Annotated in this window: 18 protein-coding genes; 4 read left to right on the forward strand and 14 right to left on the reverse strand. The window is 39.7% G+C overall.

Annotated features, from left to right (window positions below; genetic code table 11):
• Positions 1-111 precede the first annotated feature (111 nt).
• Positions 112-894, forward strand: coding sequence for a hypothetical protein (locus HMPREF2961_RS01170; RefSeq protein ID WP_002314545.1), 783 nt, complete (start codon positions 112-114; stop codon positions 892-894).
• A gap of 108 nt (positions 895-1,002) precedes the next feature.
• Here HMPREF2961_RS01170 and HMPREF2961_RS01175 read toward each other — a convergent pair whose 3' ends face one another.
• The 4 genes from HMPREF2961_RS01175 to HMPREF2961_RS01195 form a co-directional block, all read right to left on the reverse strand.
• The gene (locus HMPREF2961_RS01175) at positions 1,003-1,347 is read right to left on the reverse strand and encodes a DUF1831 domain-containing protein (protein ID WP_002286736.1); all 345 of its coding nucleotides are present in this window, start codon (positions 1,345-1,347) and stop codon (positions 1,003-1,005) included.
• Between the two features lie 136 nt (positions 1,348-1,483).
• Positions 1,484-2,629, reverse strand: a complete 1,146-nt coding sequence (locus HMPREF2961_RS01180; protein WP_002314544.1) for a cysteine desulfurase family protein — start codon at positions 2,627-2,629, stop codon at positions 1,484-1,486.
• A gap of 422 nt (positions 2,630-3,051) precedes the next feature.
• Positions 3,052-4,026 carry a ribose-phosphate diphosphokinase gene (locus HMPREF2961_RS01190; RefSeq protein WP_002286741.1) on the reverse strand — a complete coding sequence of 325 codons (975 nt, stop codon included), beginning with the start codon at positions 4,024-4,026 and terminating at the stop codon, positions 3,052-3,054.
• A 79-nt stretch (positions 4,027-4,105) separates the two neighbouring features.
• Positions 4,106-4,981, reverse strand: coding sequence for a hypothetical protein (locus HMPREF2961_RS01195; RefSeq protein ID WP_002314543.1), 876 nt, complete (start codon positions 4,979-4,981; stop codon positions 4,106-4,108).
• Positions 4,982-5,111: 130 nt separating this feature from the next.
• On the opposite strand from HMPREF2961_RS01195, the gene HMPREF2961_RS01200 reads away from it, so the two are divergent.
• Complete coding sequence (locus HMPREF2961_RS01200; RefSeq protein WP_038398445.1) at positions 5,112-7,019, forward strand: M13 family metallopeptidase; 1,908 nt, start codon at positions 5,112-5,114, stop codon at positions 7,017-7,019.
• A 297-nt stretch (positions 7,020-7,316) separates the two neighbouring features.
• Here HMPREF2961_RS01200 and HMPREF2961_RS01205 read toward each other — a convergent pair whose 3' ends face one another.
• From HMPREF2961_RS01205 to HMPREF2961_RS01225, 5 genes are all read right to left on the reverse strand, one after another.
• A complete protein-coding gene (locus HMPREF2961_RS01205; protein ID WP_083314191.1) occupies positions 7,317-10,586 on the reverse strand; it encodes a right-handed parallel beta-helix repeat-containing protein in 3,270 nt (1,089 codons plus the stop codon).
• A gap of 265 nt (positions 10,587-10,851) precedes the next feature.
• A complete protein-coding gene (locus HMPREF2961_RS01210; protein WP_002314540.1) occupies positions 10,852-11,397 on the reverse strand; it encodes a cysteine hydrolase family protein in 546 nt (181 codons plus the stop codon).
• 11 nt (positions 11,398-11,408) lie between these two features.
• A complete protein-coding gene (locus tag HMPREF2961_RS01215) occupies positions 11,409-12,101 on the reverse strand; it encodes a 5'-methylthioadenosine/adenosylhomocysteine nucleosidase (RefSeq protein WP_002308200.1) in 693 nt (230 codons plus the stop codon).
• An 18-nt stretch (positions 12,102-12,119) separates the two neighbouring features.
• Positions 12,120-12,404 (reverse strand): cell wall synthase accessory phosphoprotein MacP, encoded by a 285-nt coding sequence (macP, locus tag HMPREF2961_RS01220; protein ID WP_002286760.1) that lies wholly within the window; start codon positions 12,402-12,404, stop codon positions 12,120-12,122.
• Between the two features lie 12 nt (positions 12,405-12,416).
• A complete protein-coding gene (locus HMPREF2961_RS01225) occupies positions 12,417-12,980 on the reverse strand; it encodes an NUDIX hydrolase (protein WP_025477195.1) in 564 nt (187 codons plus the stop codon).
• Positions 12,981-13,207: 227 nt separating this feature from the next.
• Between HMPREF2961_RS01225 and HMPREF2961_RS01230 the strand changes: the two genes are divergently transcribed.
• Positions 13,208-13,870 (forward strand): 5-bromo-4-chloroindolyl phosphate hydrolysis family protein, encoded by a 663-nt coding sequence (locus HMPREF2961_RS01230; protein ID WP_002374972.1) that lies wholly within the window; start codon positions 13,208-13,210, stop codon positions 13,868-13,870.
• 122 nt (positions 13,871-13,992) lie between these two features.
• Positions 13,993-15,189 carry a toxic anion resistance protein gene (locus HMPREF2961_RS01235; protein ID WP_002291224.1) on the forward strand — a complete coding sequence of 399 codons (1,197 nt, stop codon included), beginning with the start codon at positions 13,993-13,995 and terminating at the stop codon, positions 15,187-15,189.
• 99 nt (positions 15,190-15,288) lie between these two features.
• On the opposite strand, the gene HMPREF2961_RS01240 is transcribed toward HMPREF2961_RS01235, so the two are convergent.
• The 5 genes from HMPREF2961_RS01240 to HMPREF2961_RS01260 form a co-directional block, all read right to left on the reverse strand.
• Positions 15,289-16,665, reverse strand: a complete 1,377-nt coding sequence (locus tag HMPREF2961_RS01240; protein WP_002314537.1) for an amino acid permease — start codon at positions 16,663-16,665, stop codon at positions 15,289-15,291.
• Between the two features lie 36 nt (positions 16,666-16,701).
• Positions 16,702-17,568, reverse strand: coding sequence for a GRP family sugar transporter (locus HMPREF2961_RS01245; protein ID WP_002291228.1), 867 nt, complete (start codon positions 17,566-17,568; stop codon positions 16,702-16,704).
• 88 nt (positions 17,569-17,656) lie between these two features.
• On the reverse strand, positions 17,657-18,682 hold the full coding sequence (gene sapS / locus HMPREF2961_RS01250) for a two-component system sensor histidine kinase SapS (RefSeq protein WP_002308195.1): 1,026 nt from the start codon (positions 18,680-18,682) through the stop codon (positions 17,657-17,659).
• A 17-nt stretch (positions 18,683-18,699) separates the two neighbouring features.
• Positions 18,700-19,374 carry a two-component system response regulator SapR gene (gene sapR / locus HMPREF2961_RS01255; RefSeq protein WP_002291233.1) on the reverse strand — a complete coding sequence of 225 codons (675 nt, stop codon included), beginning with the start codon at positions 19,372-19,374 and terminating at the stop codon, positions 18,700-18,702.
• A gap of 183 nt (positions 19,375-19,557) precedes the next feature.
• Positions 19,558-20,451 carry a class C sortase gene (locus tag HMPREF2961_RS01260; RefSeq protein WP_025477194.1) on the reverse strand — a complete coding sequence of 298 codons (894 nt, stop codon included), beginning with the start codon at positions 20,449-20,451 and terminating at the stop codon, positions 19,558-19,560.
• Positions 20,452-20,517 lie beyond the last annotated feature (66 nt).

Genomic DNA, 20,517 nt, shown 5'->3' on the forward strand with positions numbered 1-20,517 from the left:
GTTTGTTCAAATACCATCGTTATATATTTTCAGTTTTGTTAAAAAAGTAAAATTAGCAGAAAAAAATCAGCAAGCATGCTAAACTAAGAAAAAACTAGGAGGGCATCAGTCATGAAAATCAACTTTCAGACCACTCTTACCCCTGAAGAAATCAAAATCGTACTTGAACAGGCACAGGGTACAATCTGGATCAGCCACAATTTGCCTAAGCTTCCAGAAAATGCTTTTTATCTCTTTTATCATCAAAAGGTGTGTACAGCAATTGGGAAAACAGTCCAACCAGAAACAATCGATACCGTCATCATGATTCAGCTTCCTTGGGATATAGAAGCCGATTATATGATCTACTTGCTCACCGAACAAGCAGAAAATGCTGGTCTTACAATAGCCAAAGAATCGTTTCCTTCGATTCCTGAAACGGCTAGAAAGAAAATGGCAGAACACCAAGAGAAGATTGCTGCTATACTAAGTACATTTGGTTATCCAATCGATTCTTCCGTGCCATCTGCCGCTGAAGATACGAAGAAAAAACCAGCAAAAGCTCGTCATCGCTGGTCAAAAGAAGTCAGCGAGATTCCTTTTACCGTCGATTTCAGGGGAAGTCAAGCAACGCTTTACTGGATCAAACGAAATGAATTGCTGATCAAAGCAGGCGCGACGCTCGTCAAAGATCCTCCTTTAAATAAAGACGGCTCATTAGGTTATGCTGCTAAATATGGGCAAAAGCTACGAGATGATTATAAAGACAAGATTTCAGGCACAACCACGATCGAAGATATCATCGTAAAAAGTGTGAATGAGGCAAGCTTGCTGTTGTACTTTGCCGGAACAAATAGTTGGTTGGAAATAGTGGATGAACATGGAAAATCAATTGATGAGTGGACGAGAGTCTGATTTACAGCAGAAAAAATAAAAAAGACAACTATTTTGTGTCGTCCTTTCAAAGTTAGAGATCTAACGATTAGGCCGTTTCAAAACTAGTTGTCTTTTTATATCCACAGGTTATTCGACTTTTTCGAATAACCCTCGGCTGATCATCCCATCCATCAAAAAATAGAATTTATCTTGACTCATTTTCTGTTTTGGATCTTTGAAAATATTGACTGCTTTCAGTCCGTTTGCTGTAGTGATCGACATTTTCAATGTTTGGATATCTTTTGATACAGTGATTTTCAGTTTGAAGCCTTCTTTGCTTTGCGGCGTTGCATCTAATGGTCGGATCAATTGATAATTGCCTCCGTTTGTTTCTGTAAACCCATTATCGCGCAATGTATATCTTTTTGCATCAGGATGCAAACGATAGCTGATCGGTGCGCCAAGTACAGTTGCTGTTGTTTCAAATGCCATGATTTTCACCTCGATAAAATTAGTTTCTCTTTATTATAAAAGTTTATCCTGATTTTTACTAGGTTTTTCAGTTAAGTTCCCTAAAAATTGAAGGCGCTCTCTCAGACATCCGTCCACATCAGAATGACTTTACTAGTTATTTTTTGACAGCACGAACTAATTGATCAAGGAAATAATGGATGTCTTCCTCAGTATTATCCAATCCAAAGCTGATACGAATGGATTCTTTTAGTATCGGCGTATTTTCTCCATACATCGCTTCTAATACGTGAGAAGGTTCGATGTTCCCTGCTGTACAAGCTGAACCAGTAGAAATAGCGATTCCGTTCAGATCAAGCTTCATCAGTAGCAAATCATTTGCTTCGCCAATCAAGCGAAGATTCAACACATGAGGGAGTTTATTCGTTAAATCACCATTTACTTGATAAGGGATGTCGTTTGCTTCTAATGTATCAAGAATCAATTGTTGGAATCCTTGATATTTGTTGTTACGTGCTTCACGTTCTTCAGGTGACAGCAGTTCAACTGCTTTTGCCATTCCCCAGATTCCTGCTAAGTTTTCTGTACCTGCACGCCGCTTTTCTTCCTGCTCGCCACCTAAAAGCAAGGCAGGGATATTTACTCCGTCTCGTTTATATAAGAAACCGACGCCTTTTGGTCCATTGATTTTATGAGCAGAGATACTTAATAAATCGATTCCTAATTCTTCTGGATGGATCGTTTGGTTTCCATAAGCTTGTACCGCATCTGTATGGAAATAAGCTGGATGATCCGCTAAAAGTTCACCGATTTCTTTGATTGGCATCAAATTTCCGATTTCATTGTTCCCGTACATCACAGAGACCAAGATCGTATCTTCTCGTAACGCTTTTTTGACCTCTTCGATCGACAGATTCCCTTTTTCATCTACAGGCAGATATGTAACGTCAAACCCCTTTGTCTCTAAATATTTCATGGTATTAAGAACAGCAGGATGTTCGATAGCTGTAGTGATTAGATGTCTGCCTTCTTTTTGACGCGAGAACGCTGTTTCTAAGATAGCTGTATTATCCCCTTCTGTTCCACCACTATTAAAGATGATCTCATGAGGTTTTGCTTGCAGACTATCTGCAATGACTTGTCTTGCTGTTTCCAATTTTTCATGCGCGTGGCGGCCAAACCCATGTATGCTTGAAGGATTACCAAACGTTTCTTGCATGATCGCCGTCATCGCTTCAATTACTTGCGGATGCATGGGGGTAGTTGCCGCATGATCCAAATAAATAGTTTTCACTTCATTCATCCCTTCCAAATTATCGCTAGGCACATTCTAGCATAAAACAGCGAACATACCAAAGAAGAGATTACTTTTACCTAGAAGGCACTTAGTGTAGCGAAAAAGAGGTTGTGAAAAAGCTGTCCTGCATCAAGTAATAAGAACAGCCAAACAAAAATAGCTCCTCCTATTTTTCGTTTGGTTGGGCTTATTACCGCAGATGCAAGCTTTTGAACACCGTTTACCAAGAGGTCGTGCGCCTGCCGTTTAACTTTGAGTTACAAGGAGCAATTTAAAAAAACAGCTTCTCATGTTTGTTGAATATTGTGACTTGTGACCGAGGAGTTGGCAGGAGAACACCGTTTATTCGGAAAAAGGGACTGTGCACAACTTTTGTCACAGTCCCTCTTCTCGTTGCTAATTGATCTTCTCGTTTTTTGTCTTTTTTCTTATTCGAATTCTTTTTCTTCCAGACGGAATAACGGACTCATCGGTGTATTTTCATGGATGCGTTTGACCGCTTCACCCATTAATTCTGAGCATGTAACGATCGTTAAGTTTTCCGGATGACGATTTTCTTCTGTGAAAACAGAATCAGTGATACAAATATCTTTGATTGGTGCATTGTCTAAAATGCTTTTCGCATGATCGGATAATAATCCATGTGACGCACAGGCATATACTTCTTTTGCGCCGTTTTCTTTTAATACATTTGCTGCTCGTGCAAGCGTTGCTCCGGTGTTCAAGATATCATCTACCATGATACATGTCTTTCCTTGAACATCACCAATCACATAACCACCCTCCGTTGAAGCATCATCTGCATGGTCTACGATGGCTAATGTACTGTTCAAATATTCTGAAAGACTACGTGCACGCTGAACGCCGCTGTTTTTTGGCGACACAACTACGATATCATCTCCCGTCAGACCTAATTGACGGTAATAATGAGCAAACAATGGCATCGTAAATAAATTATCTACAGGAATATCAAAGAATCCTTGTACTTGAACCGTGTGCAAATCTAAAGTCAGTACTCGAGTTGCTCCTGCTTCTTCGATTAAGTTAGCAATCAATTTCGCAGTGATCGGTTCATGAGGTTTCGCCGTGCGGTCTTGTCTAGCATACCCATAGTAAGGCAATACGACATTGATCGTTTTCGCACTTGCTCGCTTCATTGCATCAATCATAATCAGCAGTTCCATGTAGTAGTCATTGACAGGTGCATTCGTTGATTGAACGATGTACACATGATCCCCACGGATACTTTCTTCAATATTGATGGAAATCTCCCCATCACTAAATTGCTTCACGACGCTTTTACCTAATTCTGTTCCAAACACTTTCGCGATTTTTTCAGCTAATGGACGATTCCCATTCAAACTAAAAATCTTCAACGTGTCGTCCTGATACTTATTACTCATGTAGTCCTCCCCAAAACTTCTCTATTCTTCGATAGTTTAACATATTTTTCCAAGATTTTCTGTTAATTTCAGCAAATTCTTAAGGAAGTGAAACTGTTCCGTTACTCCAACTGGCAGGAATAACTTTATGATAGTCCCCCCAGTTGTCGTGTACTTTGTAATAACGTTCTTCTGTTTCAGTTTCAAAATAAGCATACGCCGTCACCCAATGATTGCCGTAAGTACTACCAAGTACTTTCAGGATTCCAATCATCACAGGCTTGCCTTCACGTATACGTTTTGTGGCTCGCTGCCATGAACCTAGAAGAGTTGCTCGTGCACGCTCGTGATTGCCATTCTTCTTTAAAAAACTAGAAATCCCTGTACTGACTTGAAAAGGAATCGTAGGAAGGCCTAGTGGTTGGATTTGGCTACGCAACGCCTTTGTCAATGCCATCGAGTTAGACGTGTTTTTCTTGCGGATCTCTAGGGGAAGCATCCACTCTTCACGATAGTCTTGATAGTAGGCAAGTAAAACCGCCGCCGCATAAGTCCCGCAAAGATAACCTGAAGGAGTAGCCCATTTCTTATACCTTAAAAAACGTTCTTCTGGCAATCCCACCCAACAATTTGTGAGTTCTTTTCCTGACCTTTTTTCTTCGATCAAAACAGGCACCTCTTCTTTTCTGTGGATCCATTGAGAGAACTCGATTGGTGCTTCATTGATCAGTCTCCATTGGCTACGAGAAATACCCTCTTGATAGGTATATTCTGCTGGAGAGTATTCTATCGGATGTCCTGATTGATCGATGATCACATAACTTTGATCTTCAAAAATCAGTGCTAAAAAAAGCCGTTCGCTTTTTTTTGATTGTAGTTGCTGGGTGCTGGCTAATTTTTTGATTTTTTTATCTATTTTAAAATAGAAAGGTTTATCCACTACTTGTTTCAGTTGGGATCGCCTCCTTTTTTTCATTATAAGTGAACGATTGAAAAAAACAAATCAGTTTGATTGTCCGAATTTTCAAATTTTTTATGTTCTATTTGTTAATTCCTTCATTTTGTAAGATAATGGGCACACGAAACAAAAAAGGAGCGATCGATGAATGAACAAAGAACGATTGAAACAAGATTTCTATGAAGCAGTCAATGAAGAATGGCAAAAAACAGCAAAAATCCCTGCAGATAAACCAGCTACAGGCGGTTTCCAAGACTTAGTTGACGGGATCGACCAACTTTTGATGGGAGAAACAGACGATCTGCTTGCCCATCCAGAAAAAGTATCTTCAGAAAAAATGAAACATTTCCTTGCTTATTATCAACTGGCAAACGATTATGACCGAAGAAATGAGTTGCATGCTCAACCACTTCAGCCTGTAATCGAGAAAGTTGAATCATTGCAGTCTTTCGACGAATTGAATGAGCAATTCCCGGAATGGTTGTTGGATACACTACCATTGCCATTTAATCTAGATGTAGATGCTGATATGAAGAATGCACAGACGAATGCTTTCTTTGCTTATCCGCCTTCTTTATTTCTTCCAGATAAGACGTATTATGCACCAGAACATCCTAACGGTGCACAACTAATGGGCGTTTTCTTTGATATGGCGGTTCAATTATTGGAGCTTGCTGGCAAAGAAAAAAGTCAGGCAGAAGCAATCACAGAACAAGCAGTGCAATTTGATAAATTGATTGCTCCTCATGTAAAAAGTGCAGAAGAAAACGCAGATTACAGCAAAATGTATAATCCGCAATCTTTTGACACATTTATTCAATACACAGATAAACTTGACTTGAAAAAACTTGTCACTGGTTTGATTGGGACAACCCCAGATAAAGTGATCGTCACTGATCCAGTGTACTTTGATCATTTGAATGACATCCTGACAGAAGCTCATTTCCCCTTATTCAAAAGCTGGATGATTATTAAAACAGTACGTTCTCTTAGTGGGTATCTATCAGAAGAATTCCGCCAAGTCAGCGGAATCTATTCTCGCGTATTGTCTGGAACAGACGAAGCAATGCCTCAGAAAAAAGCAGCGTATTATCTTGCCTCTGGTCAATTTGATCAAGTCGTTGGTGATTACTACGGGAAAAAATATTTCGGCGAAGCTGCTAAAAAAGATGTAGAGCAAATGGTGAAAAAAATGATTGCCGTTTATAAAAAACGGCTAGAAGAAAATGACTGGCTTGGGGATGCAACAAAAGAAAAAGCCGTCATAAAATTAAATAACTTAGGTATCCAAGTCGGTTACCCCGATAAGATCCCAGCACTATTCGACCAATTCAAAACAGTGCCTGCAGATCAAGGTGGTACTTTGCTTTCAAACACTCTTGCTTTCAGCAAACTCACATTAAAAGATCGTTTCAGCAAATGGAACAAACCAGTGGATCGTTCAGAATGGGAAATGAGCGCTGATACAGTCAATGCTTATTATCATCCATTCCGGAATGTGATCGTCTTTCCGGCAGCCATCCTTCAAGCACCGTTTTACAGTCTAGAACAATCAAGCTCTGCTAATTACGGGGGAATCGGAGCTGTTATCGCTCATGAGATTTCCCATGCATTTGATAATAACGGCGCTTTGTTTGATGAATATGGCAACTTGAACAATTGGTGGACAGAAGAAGATCTTGCACAATTCCAAAACAAAGCACAAGCAATGATCGAAGAATTCGATGGTCTGCCTTTTGCTGACGGAAAAGTAAACGGAAAATTAACTGTTTCAGAAAACATTGCGGATGCAGGCGGTCTAAGCTGTGCATTGGAAGCAGCAAAAACAGAATCAGATCTTTCTATCGAAGAATTCTTTGTCAATTGGGCAACGATTTGGCGTACAAAAGCAAAAAAAGAATACCAACAACTTTTACTGCAAATCGATGTTCATGCCCCTGCTAAACTTCGAGCAAATGTGCAACCCAAAAACCTTGACGAATTCTATGAAACATTTGGTGTCACGGAACAAGATGCTATGTATCTAGCGCCAGAAAAAAGAGTGCGAATCTGGTAAGAGGTTGTGAAAAAGCTGTCCTGCATCAAGTAATAAGAACAGCCAAACAAAAATAGCTCCTCCTATTTTTCGTTTGGTTGGGCTTATTACCGCAGATGCAAGCTTTTGAACACCGTATATCAGAGGTTGTGAAAAAGCTGTCCTACTTCAAGAAATAAGAACAGCCAAACAAACACAGCAAGTGGGATCTCATCTATAAAAATGATAGAAGGAAGCGGGACGAATTGACGTCTCACTTCCTTCTTTTTTTACTTTCCTCAACTAATTGTTCTACCTTATCAAAAAGATACCGTGCGTTTATTTTTTTCGCTGTTTCATGACATAAGCAGCTACACCGATCAACAAAATTCCTCCAGCTACTGCTAACAACGGGCTATTAGACTCTCCTGTTTGTGGAAGTCCTTGAGCGCCATCTTTTTCCCTTTCTTTTGCTGTCCCATCTGGATCAGAAGGTTTTTCATTTGGCGATCCATTCCCTGGATTTTCCCCTTCTGGTTCATCAGTTCCCGGCGGCACACTGACAGCTTCTCGCACTGTGATCGCTTTTTGCTGGGTAACAGGTTCTGTATGAGCAACCCATTTTTCACCATCAAATGTTTCCGAACGATAAGTGACTTCTAGCGTATATTCTCCTTTTGAGGGTGCTGAAAAAATAGCGGTATGATTAGAAAATTGAGCACTTGACTGTGTTTCAACGATTTGGATCTTTTCTGGGAAATAACGCATATCTTCGAAGACAGGCGTTCCTTGATTTGGTGTGAATGCTGACACAGATACTGTAAAAGGCTTCAGTTCGATGATATTTCCTTCTGCATTCTCCGTCACACCATTTGCCTCTTGGATAATGATTGGATTATTTTGTTCGTTTGGTTTTGTCTGATTTGGTTCTTGTACGATTGCATATTCTGGATACTCCGAAGACGGTGAGGTTTCTCCGTCAAAAGTAGCACCTACAGATAGTGGAAGACCATCTACTCTTCCCTTTTCTGTTTGACGATTCTCCGGTTTGATTTGCATCAATCCATGGACATGGATGCTTCCATTCGCATAGCGCGTAACAGGCTGCTGCCCTTCTTGCGAATGTGTATTTAGAGATTCGATCCAATCTTTTGATACGGTATGTCCAAGAGTATTTTCTGATTGTTTCTCTCGTTCATTCCAATAGTAGTTCAACGAGTGATAGATTTGATCTTCGTTTTGATTCAATGGGCGGATCTGCTCTCTCATCTCAAGATTTTCTGTTCGGAAAGATAAGATACCAGAAGCATGGAAGTCTGTGTTTCCTGCCGAAGAGGTATAAAGAGCCACATTATAGGAACCATTGTTGAAGCTTGTACTGCTATTGACGATAATATCTGTTCCGCTATTGGAATCGATTCCTTTCGCAAGATTTTCGAAAGACAAACTATTGATCAATTCATGAGGGCCCGATAAAGAGGAACCACCCATTTTGAATCCATTACCGTTCCCTTCTCCTTCAACTCCCGGTACCCAACCGTTTCGATAAGCAACTGAGTTTTTGATGACTACTTTCCCGATTGAACCTGTTTCATTTTTAGCAAAAAGATCCCAACCATCATCTGCATTATGATAAGCGATACAACCGTCAAATACATTCCCTTCTCCTATTGTCAGTTTGGCCGCAAATCCATCGGCATCTTCAAATCCCGGGTCGGCATTTTCAAAAGATGTACAGTTCTTGACTAAGTTATGCGCTGGCCATGCTTCGAAAGGATCATTTGAGCTACCACTGATTTGGATTCCTGTATTTCCATTCCGATAAGCATGGATCTCTTCAATCAAATTATGGTTTCCAGAAATCTGCAATCCTTTTTGCATAGCAGCACTATTTGTAACGTCAAACCCACGTAAAACCCAGTAGTGACTAAACAGTGTCATCCCATTTCCAGTTCCTTTAAAATCAAGTACAGGTCGCTTGTTTTCTGGATTTTTCTCTGCAATCAATTGAATCGGGTTTTCTCTTGTCCCGTTAACTCCTTTTGGAATCGTCAATCCTCTTTCAAAGGAATAAGTTCCAGGAGCCAGGACGATTGTCTGCCCAGCATATGCGTATCTCAATGCTTGCGTCAGAGATAACGGATTTTGTCTGCTTCCGTTTCCTGTATCTGACCCTTCCGGTGTTACATAAACTGTCGAGTATTTAGGTTTACGGTAATCAACTGTATGCAGGATCTCTTTTGTTTCATAACTAGCCATCTCTACGTATTCTTCTGGCGGATAGTTTTTATCTGGTGTAAAACTGAAAGTAAATTCGTTCGTTCCTTCCATCAATTTTGTCTGATAATCAAATTCCCGATTTGCAGTGATTGCCAAGTCTTTCGCGTTCTCAAGTACCTCTCCTGTTGCTTGATTTTTGATTGTTAATAATCCGTCAGCATTTGCTCTAAAGGACATAGTATGGTCTTGGTTTCCTGAATGATTACTAGAGGTCACAGTGTAAATCGGATCAATCAAGCGAATGGGCCTTTCTTGTCCAGGAGGATCTGTCGCAGGATCTGAGTAAGCCACTTCTATTCCTTCTACCTTGATCGTCATATTCCTTGCTGCAGCAAATCCTGCATAAATAACCGATTCATCGGAAGCATATAGCTTTTCCCAGTCATACATGATGTCAGAAGCTAGCTCTTCCCCTGTTTCAGGATCGTAATAATATGCCTCTAAACCAGTGTTCGTTTTTTTCATCTCTACATCTAGTTTAGTAATCGAATCCGTAGCCGGAAACAGATTCCCATGACCGTTTCCGAATATATTATAAGAACCTGCTTCTTTTTCTAAGAGCCCTGCTGAAGTCTCTAAAGGCGTTGTTTCCACTGAGACACTCCCAGGAGCAGGCGCGGCTTGAGGATCTTCAGATGATATTCCTGTGATTGCCCGTGTCCCCAATCCAAGTCGCATCGTATATTTGCTGCCGTTCGTGCTGACCACTTCTTGTCTATCCGAGTCCCAGACATATTCGATCCGACTGCCCAGTATGGCAAATGAATTCGAATAAAATGCTTGCCCAAACAAATGATCTTTTGGTACTGTGTCTCTCACCATCAATGCAAATCCTTCTTGAGCATTTGTATAGGTCCAAGATTCTATTTCAATCGTCGCCCGCATCCTAAAATTGGTATCTTTCGGAATGGCTTGATAATAATAGGTCATTCCATCTGATCCGCTTGACTGGAATTTTCCGCCGTTATTCGTGGAAGAGAGCCGCACGCCGTCTTCTAATGGTTCAATCGCATATCTGCTGGCACTTGTGCTTTCTCCGAAAACTACCCCTTTCCACTCTTCAGGAACTTCATCAGATTGCTTTTCTGTCTTTTCATTTTCTGATTCTTTTATCATAGGATCATTTCCTTCTTCCACATCCTTCTCTTCACTAGCCGTTGATTCTTCCTCCAATATTGCCGTTCCTTCGCTGTTCACGTGTGCATTTTCTTCGTTCACAGTCTGTTCGTTAGCAGCAACTTCAACGACAGAAGTCAAAATCGGAGTACTGAGCATGAGGAGATTCATCATTAGTGCACTGTATTTTATTCGTTTTTTTATCAAGTCCATCCCTCCTGAAACAAATTAGAAAGCGTTTACTTAAAGTATTACCTAATTTATTTTTGCTGTCAATAAAAAACAAAATTATAATAAGTGATATTTTATGAAAAGAAAAATATCACTTTAGTTGTTAATAATATAGGGATTTATTACAGTGAAAATGATATGTTTGATAAAAAATAACAAACAAAAGAAGAGCACAAAACAATGTGATTCGTTTTACGCTCTTCTTTTATTATTTTTTGATTTTTATTTTAAAAAAAGTTTTGTTTTTTTATAGAATCTCTGCACCTAACGTGGATTTAAAATGTCTCAATGCCCATTCATGTCCGACAGGATCAAAACTTGCCACGGCATCTTTGAAAATATGGAGTTTGTATCCTAGATTATACGCATCGACTGCTGTATGCAACACACAAATATCTGTACACACGCCGGTCAAATAAACATCTGTGATCTGACGTTCTCGCAAACGAATGTCTAGATCTGTTCCACTAAAAGCGGAATAATGCCGTTTGTCTATCCAATAAACATTTTCCTGCTGCTCATGCTCTTGGTACAAATTTTTTAAAGAGCCGTACAATTCCCGTCCACTCGTTCCTATCACATTATGCGGAGGAAATAAGCGGTTCTCTGGATGGAAAGAATCTTTTGGATCATGTGCATCAATGGCAAAAACGACAAAATCCTTTTGCTCCATAAACTTTTTTGTGTGGGCAGTCAGCTTTTTTTCAATTGCTTGTCCTGCTGCACCAGTCGTCAGCTTTCCATCCTCTGCAACAAAATCATAGGTATAGTCAATCGAAATCAATGCGTTCATCTTAGTCCTCCTTATACGAGATGTTTGACAAATTCGATCACCATTTCTGCTGATCGCTTGCCTGCGTCTTCGATAAATTCGTCAAAGCTTTGTGTCGCCGAGTGATCCGCTGTGTCACTCATTGCACGTACGATCAAAAATGGGATATTGAACTGACGGGCCGTTTGTCCAACAGCGGCTCCTTCCATTTCACAAGCTAAAGCTTCTGGGAAATTCGTTAAGATTTCTTTGATTTTATCTGGAGAATCGACAAATGTATCGCCTGTAACGATCAATCCTTCTTTTGCATTCAAATCCGTTGCTTTTGCTGCTTTAGCCATTTCACTGCGCAAATATGTGCTTGCTTCATAATATAGAGGCATACCTGGTAATTGACCTGGTTTGTAGCCAAATCCTGTTGCATCTGCATCAAAGTAAGCTACTTTATCTGATATAACAATGTCGCCTACTTGTAAGCCTTCACCGATCCCGCCAGCTGAACCTGTATTGATCACCATGTTCACGCCGTATTGTTGTATCAACAGACTTGTGGTAATAGATGCTAAGACTTTTCCTATACCGGAACGGACGACAATCACTTCGTGGTTACCTAATGAACCTGAAATAAATAAAGCGCCTGCGCGTTCCCATGATAATGGTTCGCTTAGGTTCTCTCTCAAAATTTTTACTTCTTCTTCCATTGCGCCGATAATACCGATTTTCATCTTTTTAATTCCTTCTTTCTATATAAATGCGATTGCTAAAAAAACCACACATAACATTAGGATAACAATAATAAGAGATTTCATCAAAAAAGAGTTCCATTTGGTCGTCTTTTCTCGTTCACTGATCCTTGTTTTCGTGATTGGTTTATTCTTTTTGCTTTCTTTACGATAAAAGCTGGCAATCTTTTTTTCTTCTTGCTGATAAGCTGTTTCTGCTTTTCGCTGTTTTTTTAATGACTCGCTTGCTTGTGCTTGTTGTCGCTTGCGAAGTTCGCTTCGCGTAATAAGCGGTCCTTTGGCCATAAGCCGATCCCTCTACTTTCCTTTGGTCAATAATTTCCAGTATTGAATCGCATAAATCGTCTTTGCATCACAAATCAACTGATCTTTCATCGCTTGTTGTGCCTCTTCAAGAGTTAGATGATACAGCTCCAGTACTTCGTCTTCATCTTGAGCTAAAGGATTCTCGACCTTCTCTACTCCTTGTGCATGATAAATATGAAGGACTTCATTTGCAAAACCTGGTGAAAGATACATCGAAGTAAGATGGCTCAGCGACTTCGCACGATAGCCGGTTTCTTCTTCTAATTCTCTGGCTGCAGTCATTTCAGGATTTTTTCCTTCTCCTGGATCGATTTTTCCAGCTGGTATCTCCAAGATCACTTTTTCTAAAGGCTTTCGAAACTGTTTGACAAGGAGCAGGCGGTCATGTTCATCAAAAGCAATGATCCCAACACCGCCAGGATGAAATACCAGTTCCCTCTTCGAAGTTCCCCCGTCTGGTAAACGAACTTCATCTACAGCAACATCGATAATTTTCCCGCTATAGATTTCTTTGCGACTGATTGTTTTTTCTTCAAATTGCTCATTGTTCAGCATATCTTCTCCTGCTTTCTTTGTAATCATAACTGCTTTTTTTTCATTTTTCAATTTTTCTCGAAAACTCCCTATTAGTTTACCATAGATAAACCTTAGATTTTCTCTAAATATAGAAAATCCTTCTTTAGTCCGATACTCTTTCTAGTAGTCAGTATGCTAAAATAAGAATGTAATCGAATAACGGAAAGAATTCAATACTCAACGATAAATGACTTGGAGGGCTTATTATGATAAAACGAAATTGGCCGTGGCTTCTAGCACTGGTCTTGCTGTTTCTCTTTGTCCGAAACAATGGTTTTTCTTTTGTTCTAGGACTTTTATTGATAGGCGTGGTTTTAGTTTTGTGGGGGCTCTTCGGTTCGCGCAGGAAAAAAGGAAAACAAGAAGAAATCCCTGCACTGACTGACGAACTTGAGACTCACTATGAAAAAAGCGGTATGACAGCGAATGAAATCTCATTTTTCCGACAAACGATGAATCAAACAAAAAACGAGATCAATCAGTTGCAAGCGAACATGCAGCAGACAGCCAAACTTAAAGCAATCGATCTCCGTCATGATCCAGTCAAAGCGGCAAAAGCTTTATTCAAAGAATTAGTGAAGGAACCAAACCGACTGCATGAAGCAAGTCAATTTCTTTATACGCATCTGCCGAATCTAGTTGATTTGACAAATAAGTATAATGAGATCAATGACCATGAGATCAAAAACAAACAAACCTATGAAAAACTAGAAGAAAGCGCGCAAATCATCGATCAGCTATCCGCTTTGATTGCACAAGATTATCAAAAATTCGTCGCTGATGACCTAGACGACATCGACGTAGAGATATCTGTTGCGAAACAAAGCTTAAAGCGTGATAATAAACATGAACCAGAACAAAAAGAGTAACTCTTTTGTTCATAAAAAAGACTCGGAACATTCAGATGATGTCTGGTTGTTTCGAGTACTTTTTCTAAAGTAGAGACATTCATGTAAGAATCGAGAACAGATACGACAAGGAGGAATTTTTTATGGATCATAAACCGACTGAAACAAAAGATATCACACCAGTTAACGATACACTTGAAGACTTATTGAACAACCCGTTTTCAACCCCAACAGACACGCTGACCACTTCACAACAAGCGGAGATTGATCAGCTCCAAGAGCAACAGACAGCTGCTCGCTTAATTGACAAACTACCGGCGGAACGCCAAGAACAAGCAAAACAGCTGGCAGCAAAAATCGATGCCAATGATGCACAGTCTGTCATCAGCTATGGCTCAGCTGCTCAAGCGAAATTAAGTGAGTTCTCACAATCAATGTTGAATCACGTACAAGCTCAAGATATTGGCCCAGTCGGAGATTCGTTGACTGAACTGATGTACCGTCTCCAAGAAGCCAACCCTGATGAACTGCGTGCCGGAGAAGGAAATATCTTCCAACGTGTCTTCGGTAAGGTCAAACAATCGATTTATGAAGTGACAGCAAAATATCAAAAAATTGGTGCACAAATCGACAAGATCTCAGTGAAATTAGATAAAGAAAAAGACGGACTATTAAAAGATAATCTGATGTTAGAACAGCTTTACCAAAAAAACAAAGACTACTTTGATGCATTGAATATTTATATTGCTGCTGGAGAATTGAAAATGGAAGAACTTCAAACAACGATCATTCCAGAAGCAATGAAAAAAGCAGAAGAAACTGGTGATCAGATGGATGTCCAAATCGCCAACGATTATACACAATTCCTAGATCGTCTGGATAAACGTACACATGACCTTCGCTTAGCTAGACAGATCACGATTCAGCAAGCCCCACAAATCCGCTTGATTCAAAATACAAATCAGGCCTTAGCTGAAAAGATCCAAGCATCTATCGCTACAGCCATTCCGCTGTGGAAAAACCAAGTCGTGATCGCATTGACCTTGCTTCGTCAAAAAGATGCAGTGACCGCTCAACGCCAAGTCTCTGAAACAACAAACGACTTATTGAAGAAAAATTCAGAAATGCTGAAAATCTCAGCCATCGAAACAGCGAAAGAAAACGAACGCGGAATCGTGGATATTGAGACCCTGCAAACTACACAAAACGATTTGATCGAAACGATCCAAGAAACTTTGCGTATCCAAAAAGAAGGAAAAGAAAAACGTCGTCATGCAGAAGTAGAACTTGGACACATGGAAGAAGATCTGAAACAAAAACTTTTGGATTTAACCCAATAGACCATTTTTTGCTTGTTACTAAAACAAACGCCCATCAACAGTTCAATAAACTGTTGATGGGCGTTTTTCTTATCTTTCTTCTAACTTCTCCATTGGAATCTATTTCTCGTTCATCTTGCTGTGTCCATAGCCATAGCCAAAATAAATGATCAGTCCAATAACCATTACGATACCGAACACGATCCAAGTCACCGTCTGCAGACGAAGCATCAAGACGATACAAGTCAAGATCGAGACGATTGGCAAGATCGGAACGAATGGCACTTTGAATTCTCCTGCTTTTGGTTTGCCAAACATTTTTCTTAACTTCAGTAAGCCTAGACTAACTAGCATCAAATAGGCGAGCGCCATGATATTCGTTAGTTCCGCCAATACATTCAATGGGAAAAATCCGGCAAAGAATACAGCTGCCACACCAGCGGCATAAGTCGCTTTTTTCGGTGTACGATGCTTTTGATCGATTTCTGTCATAAATTTAGGTAGCAAACCATCCTTGCTGACAGCAAACAACAAACGAGCGAGTGAATACATCATCGAGATCGTCACCGTCAGCAACGTCAAGATTGCCCCTACAGCAATCACTGCGCCAACTGTTCCATGTCCTACATACCTCATGGCAAAGGCCACTGGATCATTGACACCTAGTTCAGTATAAGGAACGATTCCTGTCAAGATCAACGTCACGATGATATAAAGGACCGTAGCGATCAGTATCGAACCAATGATCCCTCTTGGTACATCTTTTTGTGGGTTTTTGACTTCCTCAGCTGCCATTGCAACAGCATCAAATCCCAAGAAAGCAAAAAACACAAGAGCTGCACCATCTAGCACACCGGAAAAACCAAAAGGCATAAATGGCTGCCAATTATCAGGCTTAACGAAAAATATCCCTACAATGATAAACAACGCGATGATACTAAATTTGACATATACCATGACATTATTCAAACGTAATGCTTTCTTGGCTTCAAGCGACACGATGTAAGTGACGAATATCACTACGAGTACCGCAATCAAGTCAATGTATGTACCATTTTCCGAATTGTACCCGCCAGTTAATGCTTGTGGAAGTTCGGCTCCTAAGCTTTTCAAGAAACCTTGCATATAGCCAGACCAGCCGGAAGCCACAGAGGAAACTGCTAGCAAAAATTCCCCGATTAACAACCACCCTGTCAACCAGGCAGCAAATTCACCAAAGACAACATACAGATAGGCATATGGCCCACCGATCACTGGCACTCGCGAAGCAAACTCTGCGAAACTCAGTCCAGACAAAATGACAACGATTGCAGCTAAGACAAATGAAAGTGACAGTGCTGGACCAGCATTTTGATTGGCCGCAACCCCTGTCACCACAAATATTCCCGTACCGATGATCGCGCCAATTCCAAGCATGATCAAATCAGACGTTTTTAGTTCTTTTTTCATCTCACTCGTATGATTGAGATTGATTTCTTTCTTACGAAACAAATCCATTGAAGTTCCTCCCCATTTTAGGTTGGAAAACAGTGATTAAACTGTTTTCATGTACCCTAAAAGGATACCACCTAAAATGACTAAAAGGCAACCAACAATAACATAAATGAGCTCTTTTTTCGTTTTTCTTTCGCCAAGGATGAAAATCCCACCTAAAGTAGAGATAATGATCCCCATTTGTGAAAGTGAGAATCCAACAGCTAAACCAAGTGATTTGACTGTTAGAAGCATACAGATATTACCTAAGCCCCATAATAATCCACAGATCATGTTTTTCCATACAAATTGATCTACTTTAACTTTACGGAAAGCAAAGAAGCTTGCACCTAAGATCATTCCGATACTTTGAGGTAAGATAATTGACATCGCATCCAAATTCGCCCAGTTGACAATGATCGTATATACGCCATAACCAATCGTAGAGAAGATCAATGCTCTAAACCCCTTACCAAAATCAAGCATTTTATTATCTGTATCTATTTTTCCTTCGTCATCTTGTCGTGCCGTCAAATACGCACCGCTTACAAGAAGAGCTAAAGCAATAATACCGTATACATAATCTTTCGTTTGTGTCCATTCTTGGAAGAAAACGGCTCCCGCAATCGTATTCAAAATTAATTGAAAACCAGTAGACAATGGTAACCCTACAGAAACACCCATGTACTTCATTCCATGGAATTGTCCATTTTGTCCAACACTCCAAGCTAAGCCAGATAAAAATCCGATCAAGAAAATCCAAGGGGTGATTACAGGACTAACAACGAAAAAGACAACTAAAGAAAACAGAAATGCACCAATCGTCATTCCTAGTGTTTGTTGATTGGCATCGCCACCAATTTTACCACTTACTAAACCAATACTACCCCATGCCAACATAGGGACTAATGCTATTAAAATTTCCATAACCAATCTCCTTTTATTTCACATGATAAGAAACTTATCAGCGAAAACGTTAACAACACAAGCGTTTTTTTTCGTTTCTAACGATTTTCTAACGTTTTTCATTATAAAAATTTAAGATTGGGAAAAATAAAGTCATTGTCGTCCCTTTTCCTTCAGTTGATTCAGCCGTCAATTGGATACCTAATTTTTCTGCTAGATTTTTTGCCAAATACAGGCCTAATCCTGTTGAATGCGTTTTACTAAGTCGTCCATTTCTTCCAGTAAACCCCTTATCAAAGATTCGTTTCAAATCTTCCTCCGGGATACCGATTCCTGAATCTTTAACAGAAAGACTGACTCCTTGCGCTTCCTTTTTTATGCTCACCATGATATTTCCGTGGTCCGGCGTATATTTGATGGCATTGCTAAGCAGTTGGTTGAAGATAAAAGCGACCCATTTAGCATCAGTCAAAACAGTATGATCCTCACCAATGATTTCGTAGCGAAGATTTTTTTGGATAAAATAATTGGCCTGACTGCGTATCACAGGCTGGATGATTCCTTTCAATCCATACTCTTGGATGAGATAGTCCCGCGAGAAACTGTCGAGTCTTGCATAATACAAGACTTGCTCTACGTATTCGTCGATTTTTGATAATTCATTTTCGAGTAAGGTATACTTTTGATCGTCAATATCGAACTCGATCGAACGAACCAGTAACTTGGAAGCGGAAAGTGGTACTTTGATCTCATGGACCCATGAGTCAATATAATCTTTTTGGTCTTGTTGATTGCTGATTGCTGATTGCATCACTTCTTGATGTTCGCGGATCAGCTGATTGATATATTCTTCTACCAGTTTTTCTTCTTCTGTCCGCCCGCCACTCAAATAATTTTGCAAAGGAGATGTTTTTTGTATGTCAGCTAACTTCCCCCACCATCTTCTTTTGCTCAAGTAGCCACCTAGCAGATAAAAAATCAGAAAGACGCCCTCGATCAAAGCTAAATAAGCAATCGTACTCAAATCCACTTTGATATTTGGGGCTAGCCACATCACAAAGATCGTTAAGGCAATAAAAAACAGCCATCCCAAGATCAATGTCCACTGATCTTTCAAATATTTAAAGAAATTCATCTTAAAAGCTCATCCTTTCAGGGAACGATATATCCCTGTCCTACTTTTGTTTCGATATATCCTTGGATACCTGCCTGTTCGATTTTTCGGCGTAACCGATTGATGTTCACTGTCAATGTATTGTCATCTACAAACCGCTCGTCATCCCAAAGTGCTCGCAGCAATTTTTCACGGCTTAAGATCTTTCCGTTGTGTTTCATCAAAATAAATAGCAGGCGGTATTCATTTTTGCTCAAATCAATGATCTCTCCATTGATCTCCATACTTCCGTTGTCGACATTCAACGTAATACCATTATGGCTCATCATCTCACTGGATAATTCTGTGTAATTATAAGAACGGCGAAGCAACGCATTGATTTTGGCAATCAGTACATCGATTTGGAAAGGCTTTGTCACAAAATCATCTGCTCCCATGTTCATGGCCATGATCATGTCCATATTCGTATTCCTGCTGGAGATAAAAATGATCGGTACTTTCGATACTTCACGTATTTTTTGACACCAATAATACCCATCCAAAACAGGAAGATTGATGTCTAGCAATACAAGCTGTGGTTCTTCTCTTTCAAAGTCTGAAAATACTTGGTTGAAATCGGTCGTTCCAAAGGTTTCGAATTGCCATTTCTCAAGTTCTTCCATAATCAATTGTCGAATGATTTCTTCATCCTCGACTACCATGATTTTTGCCATAAAAAATCCCTCCATCTTTCTTCTTGCTTCTACAATATCAAAGAAGCCTTTGTGAAACAAGTTGGCTTACCTGTAAAATGTCATTTTAGAAAACGTTCAAAAAAACTGGAAATAGGCGATTTAATCGCGTTTGTCTCTTCCAAGCAGCTTAAATTTATTATGTTATTCTTAATAATTGGTCTATCATCTGTTATTTTTCTTTGGTTGTTTTTGTCTTTTAAATTTTCGATAACCCCAATAACCGAAAAGAGTTAGTATTAGCAATACACCTAATAAGAGCGCAAGTAATCGATAAAGATGGTATCTTTTTGTCTTTTCCATCTTCGAAGAGGCTTCTTCTGTAAAGGGGACTCGCTTCCCTGTCACTAGTAACCTGTGGGTGTTCACAGTATAAGGTGTGCAAGTAATAAGTGTGACCAGATCCTGTTTTTCTCTGATTGCTAATGTATCTGTTTTTGTTGGAAGGACAACGATTTTCTCAACGACTTCATAAGCGAGCATCTGACCATATACTTCAAGATAGAAACGGTCATTTTTCTCCATTTTTTCAAGATCTGTAAACAATTTTTTCTCAGCAACACCGCTATGGGCGGTAATGACGGAATGTGTATTTTCTCCTCCAATTGGAAAAGAGGTACCTTGTAGAACTGTCGCTCCTCTATCTAATAAAAGATCATTTGTTTCATCGAATAAAGGCAAGCTAACATTGATTTTTGGAATATAGATTGCTCCGATCATATGTTGTTCGTAGTATTCTTTTCCTGGATTTCGGACATCTCTAACCGCTTGTTCAAAAGGATCTTTGACTTGACCCATTCCTGGGATGGCTGCCGTACTAGCAAGCGCCTGATTTTTCTTTTCTTGTACTGCTAATCGTTGCTCATGTTTTTCTTCTTTCTCTCGTGCAAGCTGTTTTTGATAATTCTCGATCCTTCTTTGGTCCAAATAATTGCTGAGAGCATCAGCTAAAAATGGATATGTAAAAACTGCAGCTCCTGTAAGAAACATCACTGCCATGAATAATTGTAATAACATACTGATTTTTGTTTGAGGTCTTTTCTCTGTTTTCTTTTTCATTTTCTTCACCTTCTTATTTAAAAAAACTGCAGCAACCTTTATAAAAACCGATTGCTGCAGCTTATT

Source organism: Enterococcus sp. HMSC076E04, from assembly GCF_001814285.1.
In the GTDB taxonomy this organism is placed as follows: domain Bacteria; phylum Bacillota; class Bacilli; order Lactobacillales; family Enterococcaceae; genus Enterococcus_B; species Enterococcus_B lactis.

Excerpts from the sequence above, each read along its gene's own strand:
- macP (WP_002286760.1), bottom strand. The coding sequence starts at position 12,404 with ATGGCCAAAGGACCGCTTATTACGCGAAGCGAACTTCGCAAGCGACAA.
- HMPREF2961_RS01195 (WP_002314543.1), bottom strand. The coding sequence starts at position 4,981 with ATGAAAAAAAGGAGGCGATCCCAACTGAAACAAGTAGTGGATAAACCT.
- HMPREF2961_RS01235 (WP_002291224.1), top strand. The coding sequence starts at position 13,993 with ATGGATCATAAACCGACTGAAACAAAAGATATCACACCAGTTAACGAT.
- HMPREF2961_RS01170 (WP_002314545.1), top strand. The coding sequence starts at position 112 with ATGAAAATCAACTTTCAGACCACTCTTACCCCTGAAGAAATCAAAATC.
- HMPREF2961_RS01260 (WP_025477194.1), bottom strand. The coding sequence starts at position 20,451 with ATGAAAAAGAAAACAGAGAAAAGACCTCAAACAAAAATCAGTATGTTA.
- HMPREF2961_RS01175 (WP_002286736.1), bottom strand. The coding sequence starts at position 1,347 with ATGGCATTTGAAACAACAGCAACTGTACTTGGCGCACCGATCAGCTAT.
- HMPREF2961_RS01210 (WP_002314540.1), bottom strand. The coding sequence starts at position 11,397 with ATGAACGCATTGATTTCGATTGACTATACCTATGATTTTGTTGCAGAG.
- HMPREF2961_RS01180 (WP_002314544.1), bottom strand. The coding sequence starts at position 2,629 with ATGAATGAAGTGAAAACTATTTATTTGGATCATGCGGCAACTACCCCC.
- HMPREF2961_RS01245 (WP_002291228.1), bottom strand. The coding sequence starts at position 17,568 with ATGGAAATTTTAATAGCATTAGTCCCTATGTTGGCATGGGGTAGTATT.
- HMPREF2961_RS01230 (WP_002374972.1), top strand. The coding sequence starts at position 13,208 with ATGATAAAACGAAATTGGCCGTGGCTTCTAGCACTGGTCTTGCTGTTT.
- HMPREF2961_RS01215 (WP_002308200.1), bottom strand. The coding sequence starts at position 12,101 with ATGAAAATCGGTATTATCGGCGCAATGGAAGAAGAAGTAAAAATTTTG.
- sapR (WP_002291233.1), bottom strand. The coding sequence starts at position 19,374 with ATGGCAAAAATCATGGTAGTCGAGGATGAAGAAATCATTCGACAATTG.
- HMPREF2961_RS01205 (WP_083314191.1), bottom strand. The coding sequence starts at position 10,586 with ATGGACTTGATAAAAAAACGAATAAAATACAGTGCACTAATGATGAAT.
- sapS (WP_002308195.1), bottom strand. The coding sequence starts at position 18,682 with ATGAATTTCTTTAAATATTTGAAAGATCAGTGGACATTGATCTTGGGA.
- HMPREF2961_RS01225 (WP_025477195.1), bottom strand. The coding sequence starts at position 12,980 with ATGCTGAACAATGAGCAATTTGAAGAAAAAACAATCAGTCGCAAAGAA.
- HMPREF2961_RS01240 (WP_002314537.1), bottom strand. The coding sequence starts at position 16,665 with ATGGATTTGTTTCGTAAGAAAGAAATCAATCTCAATCATACGAGTGAG.
- HMPREF2961_RS01190 (WP_002286741.1), bottom strand. The coding sequence starts at position 4,026 with ATGAGTAATAAGTATCAGGACGACACGTTGAAGATTTTTAGTTTGAAT.
- HMPREF2961_RS01200 (WP_038398445.1), top strand. The coding sequence starts at position 5,112 with ATGAACAAAGAACGATTGAAACAAGATTTCTATGAAGCAGTCAATGAA.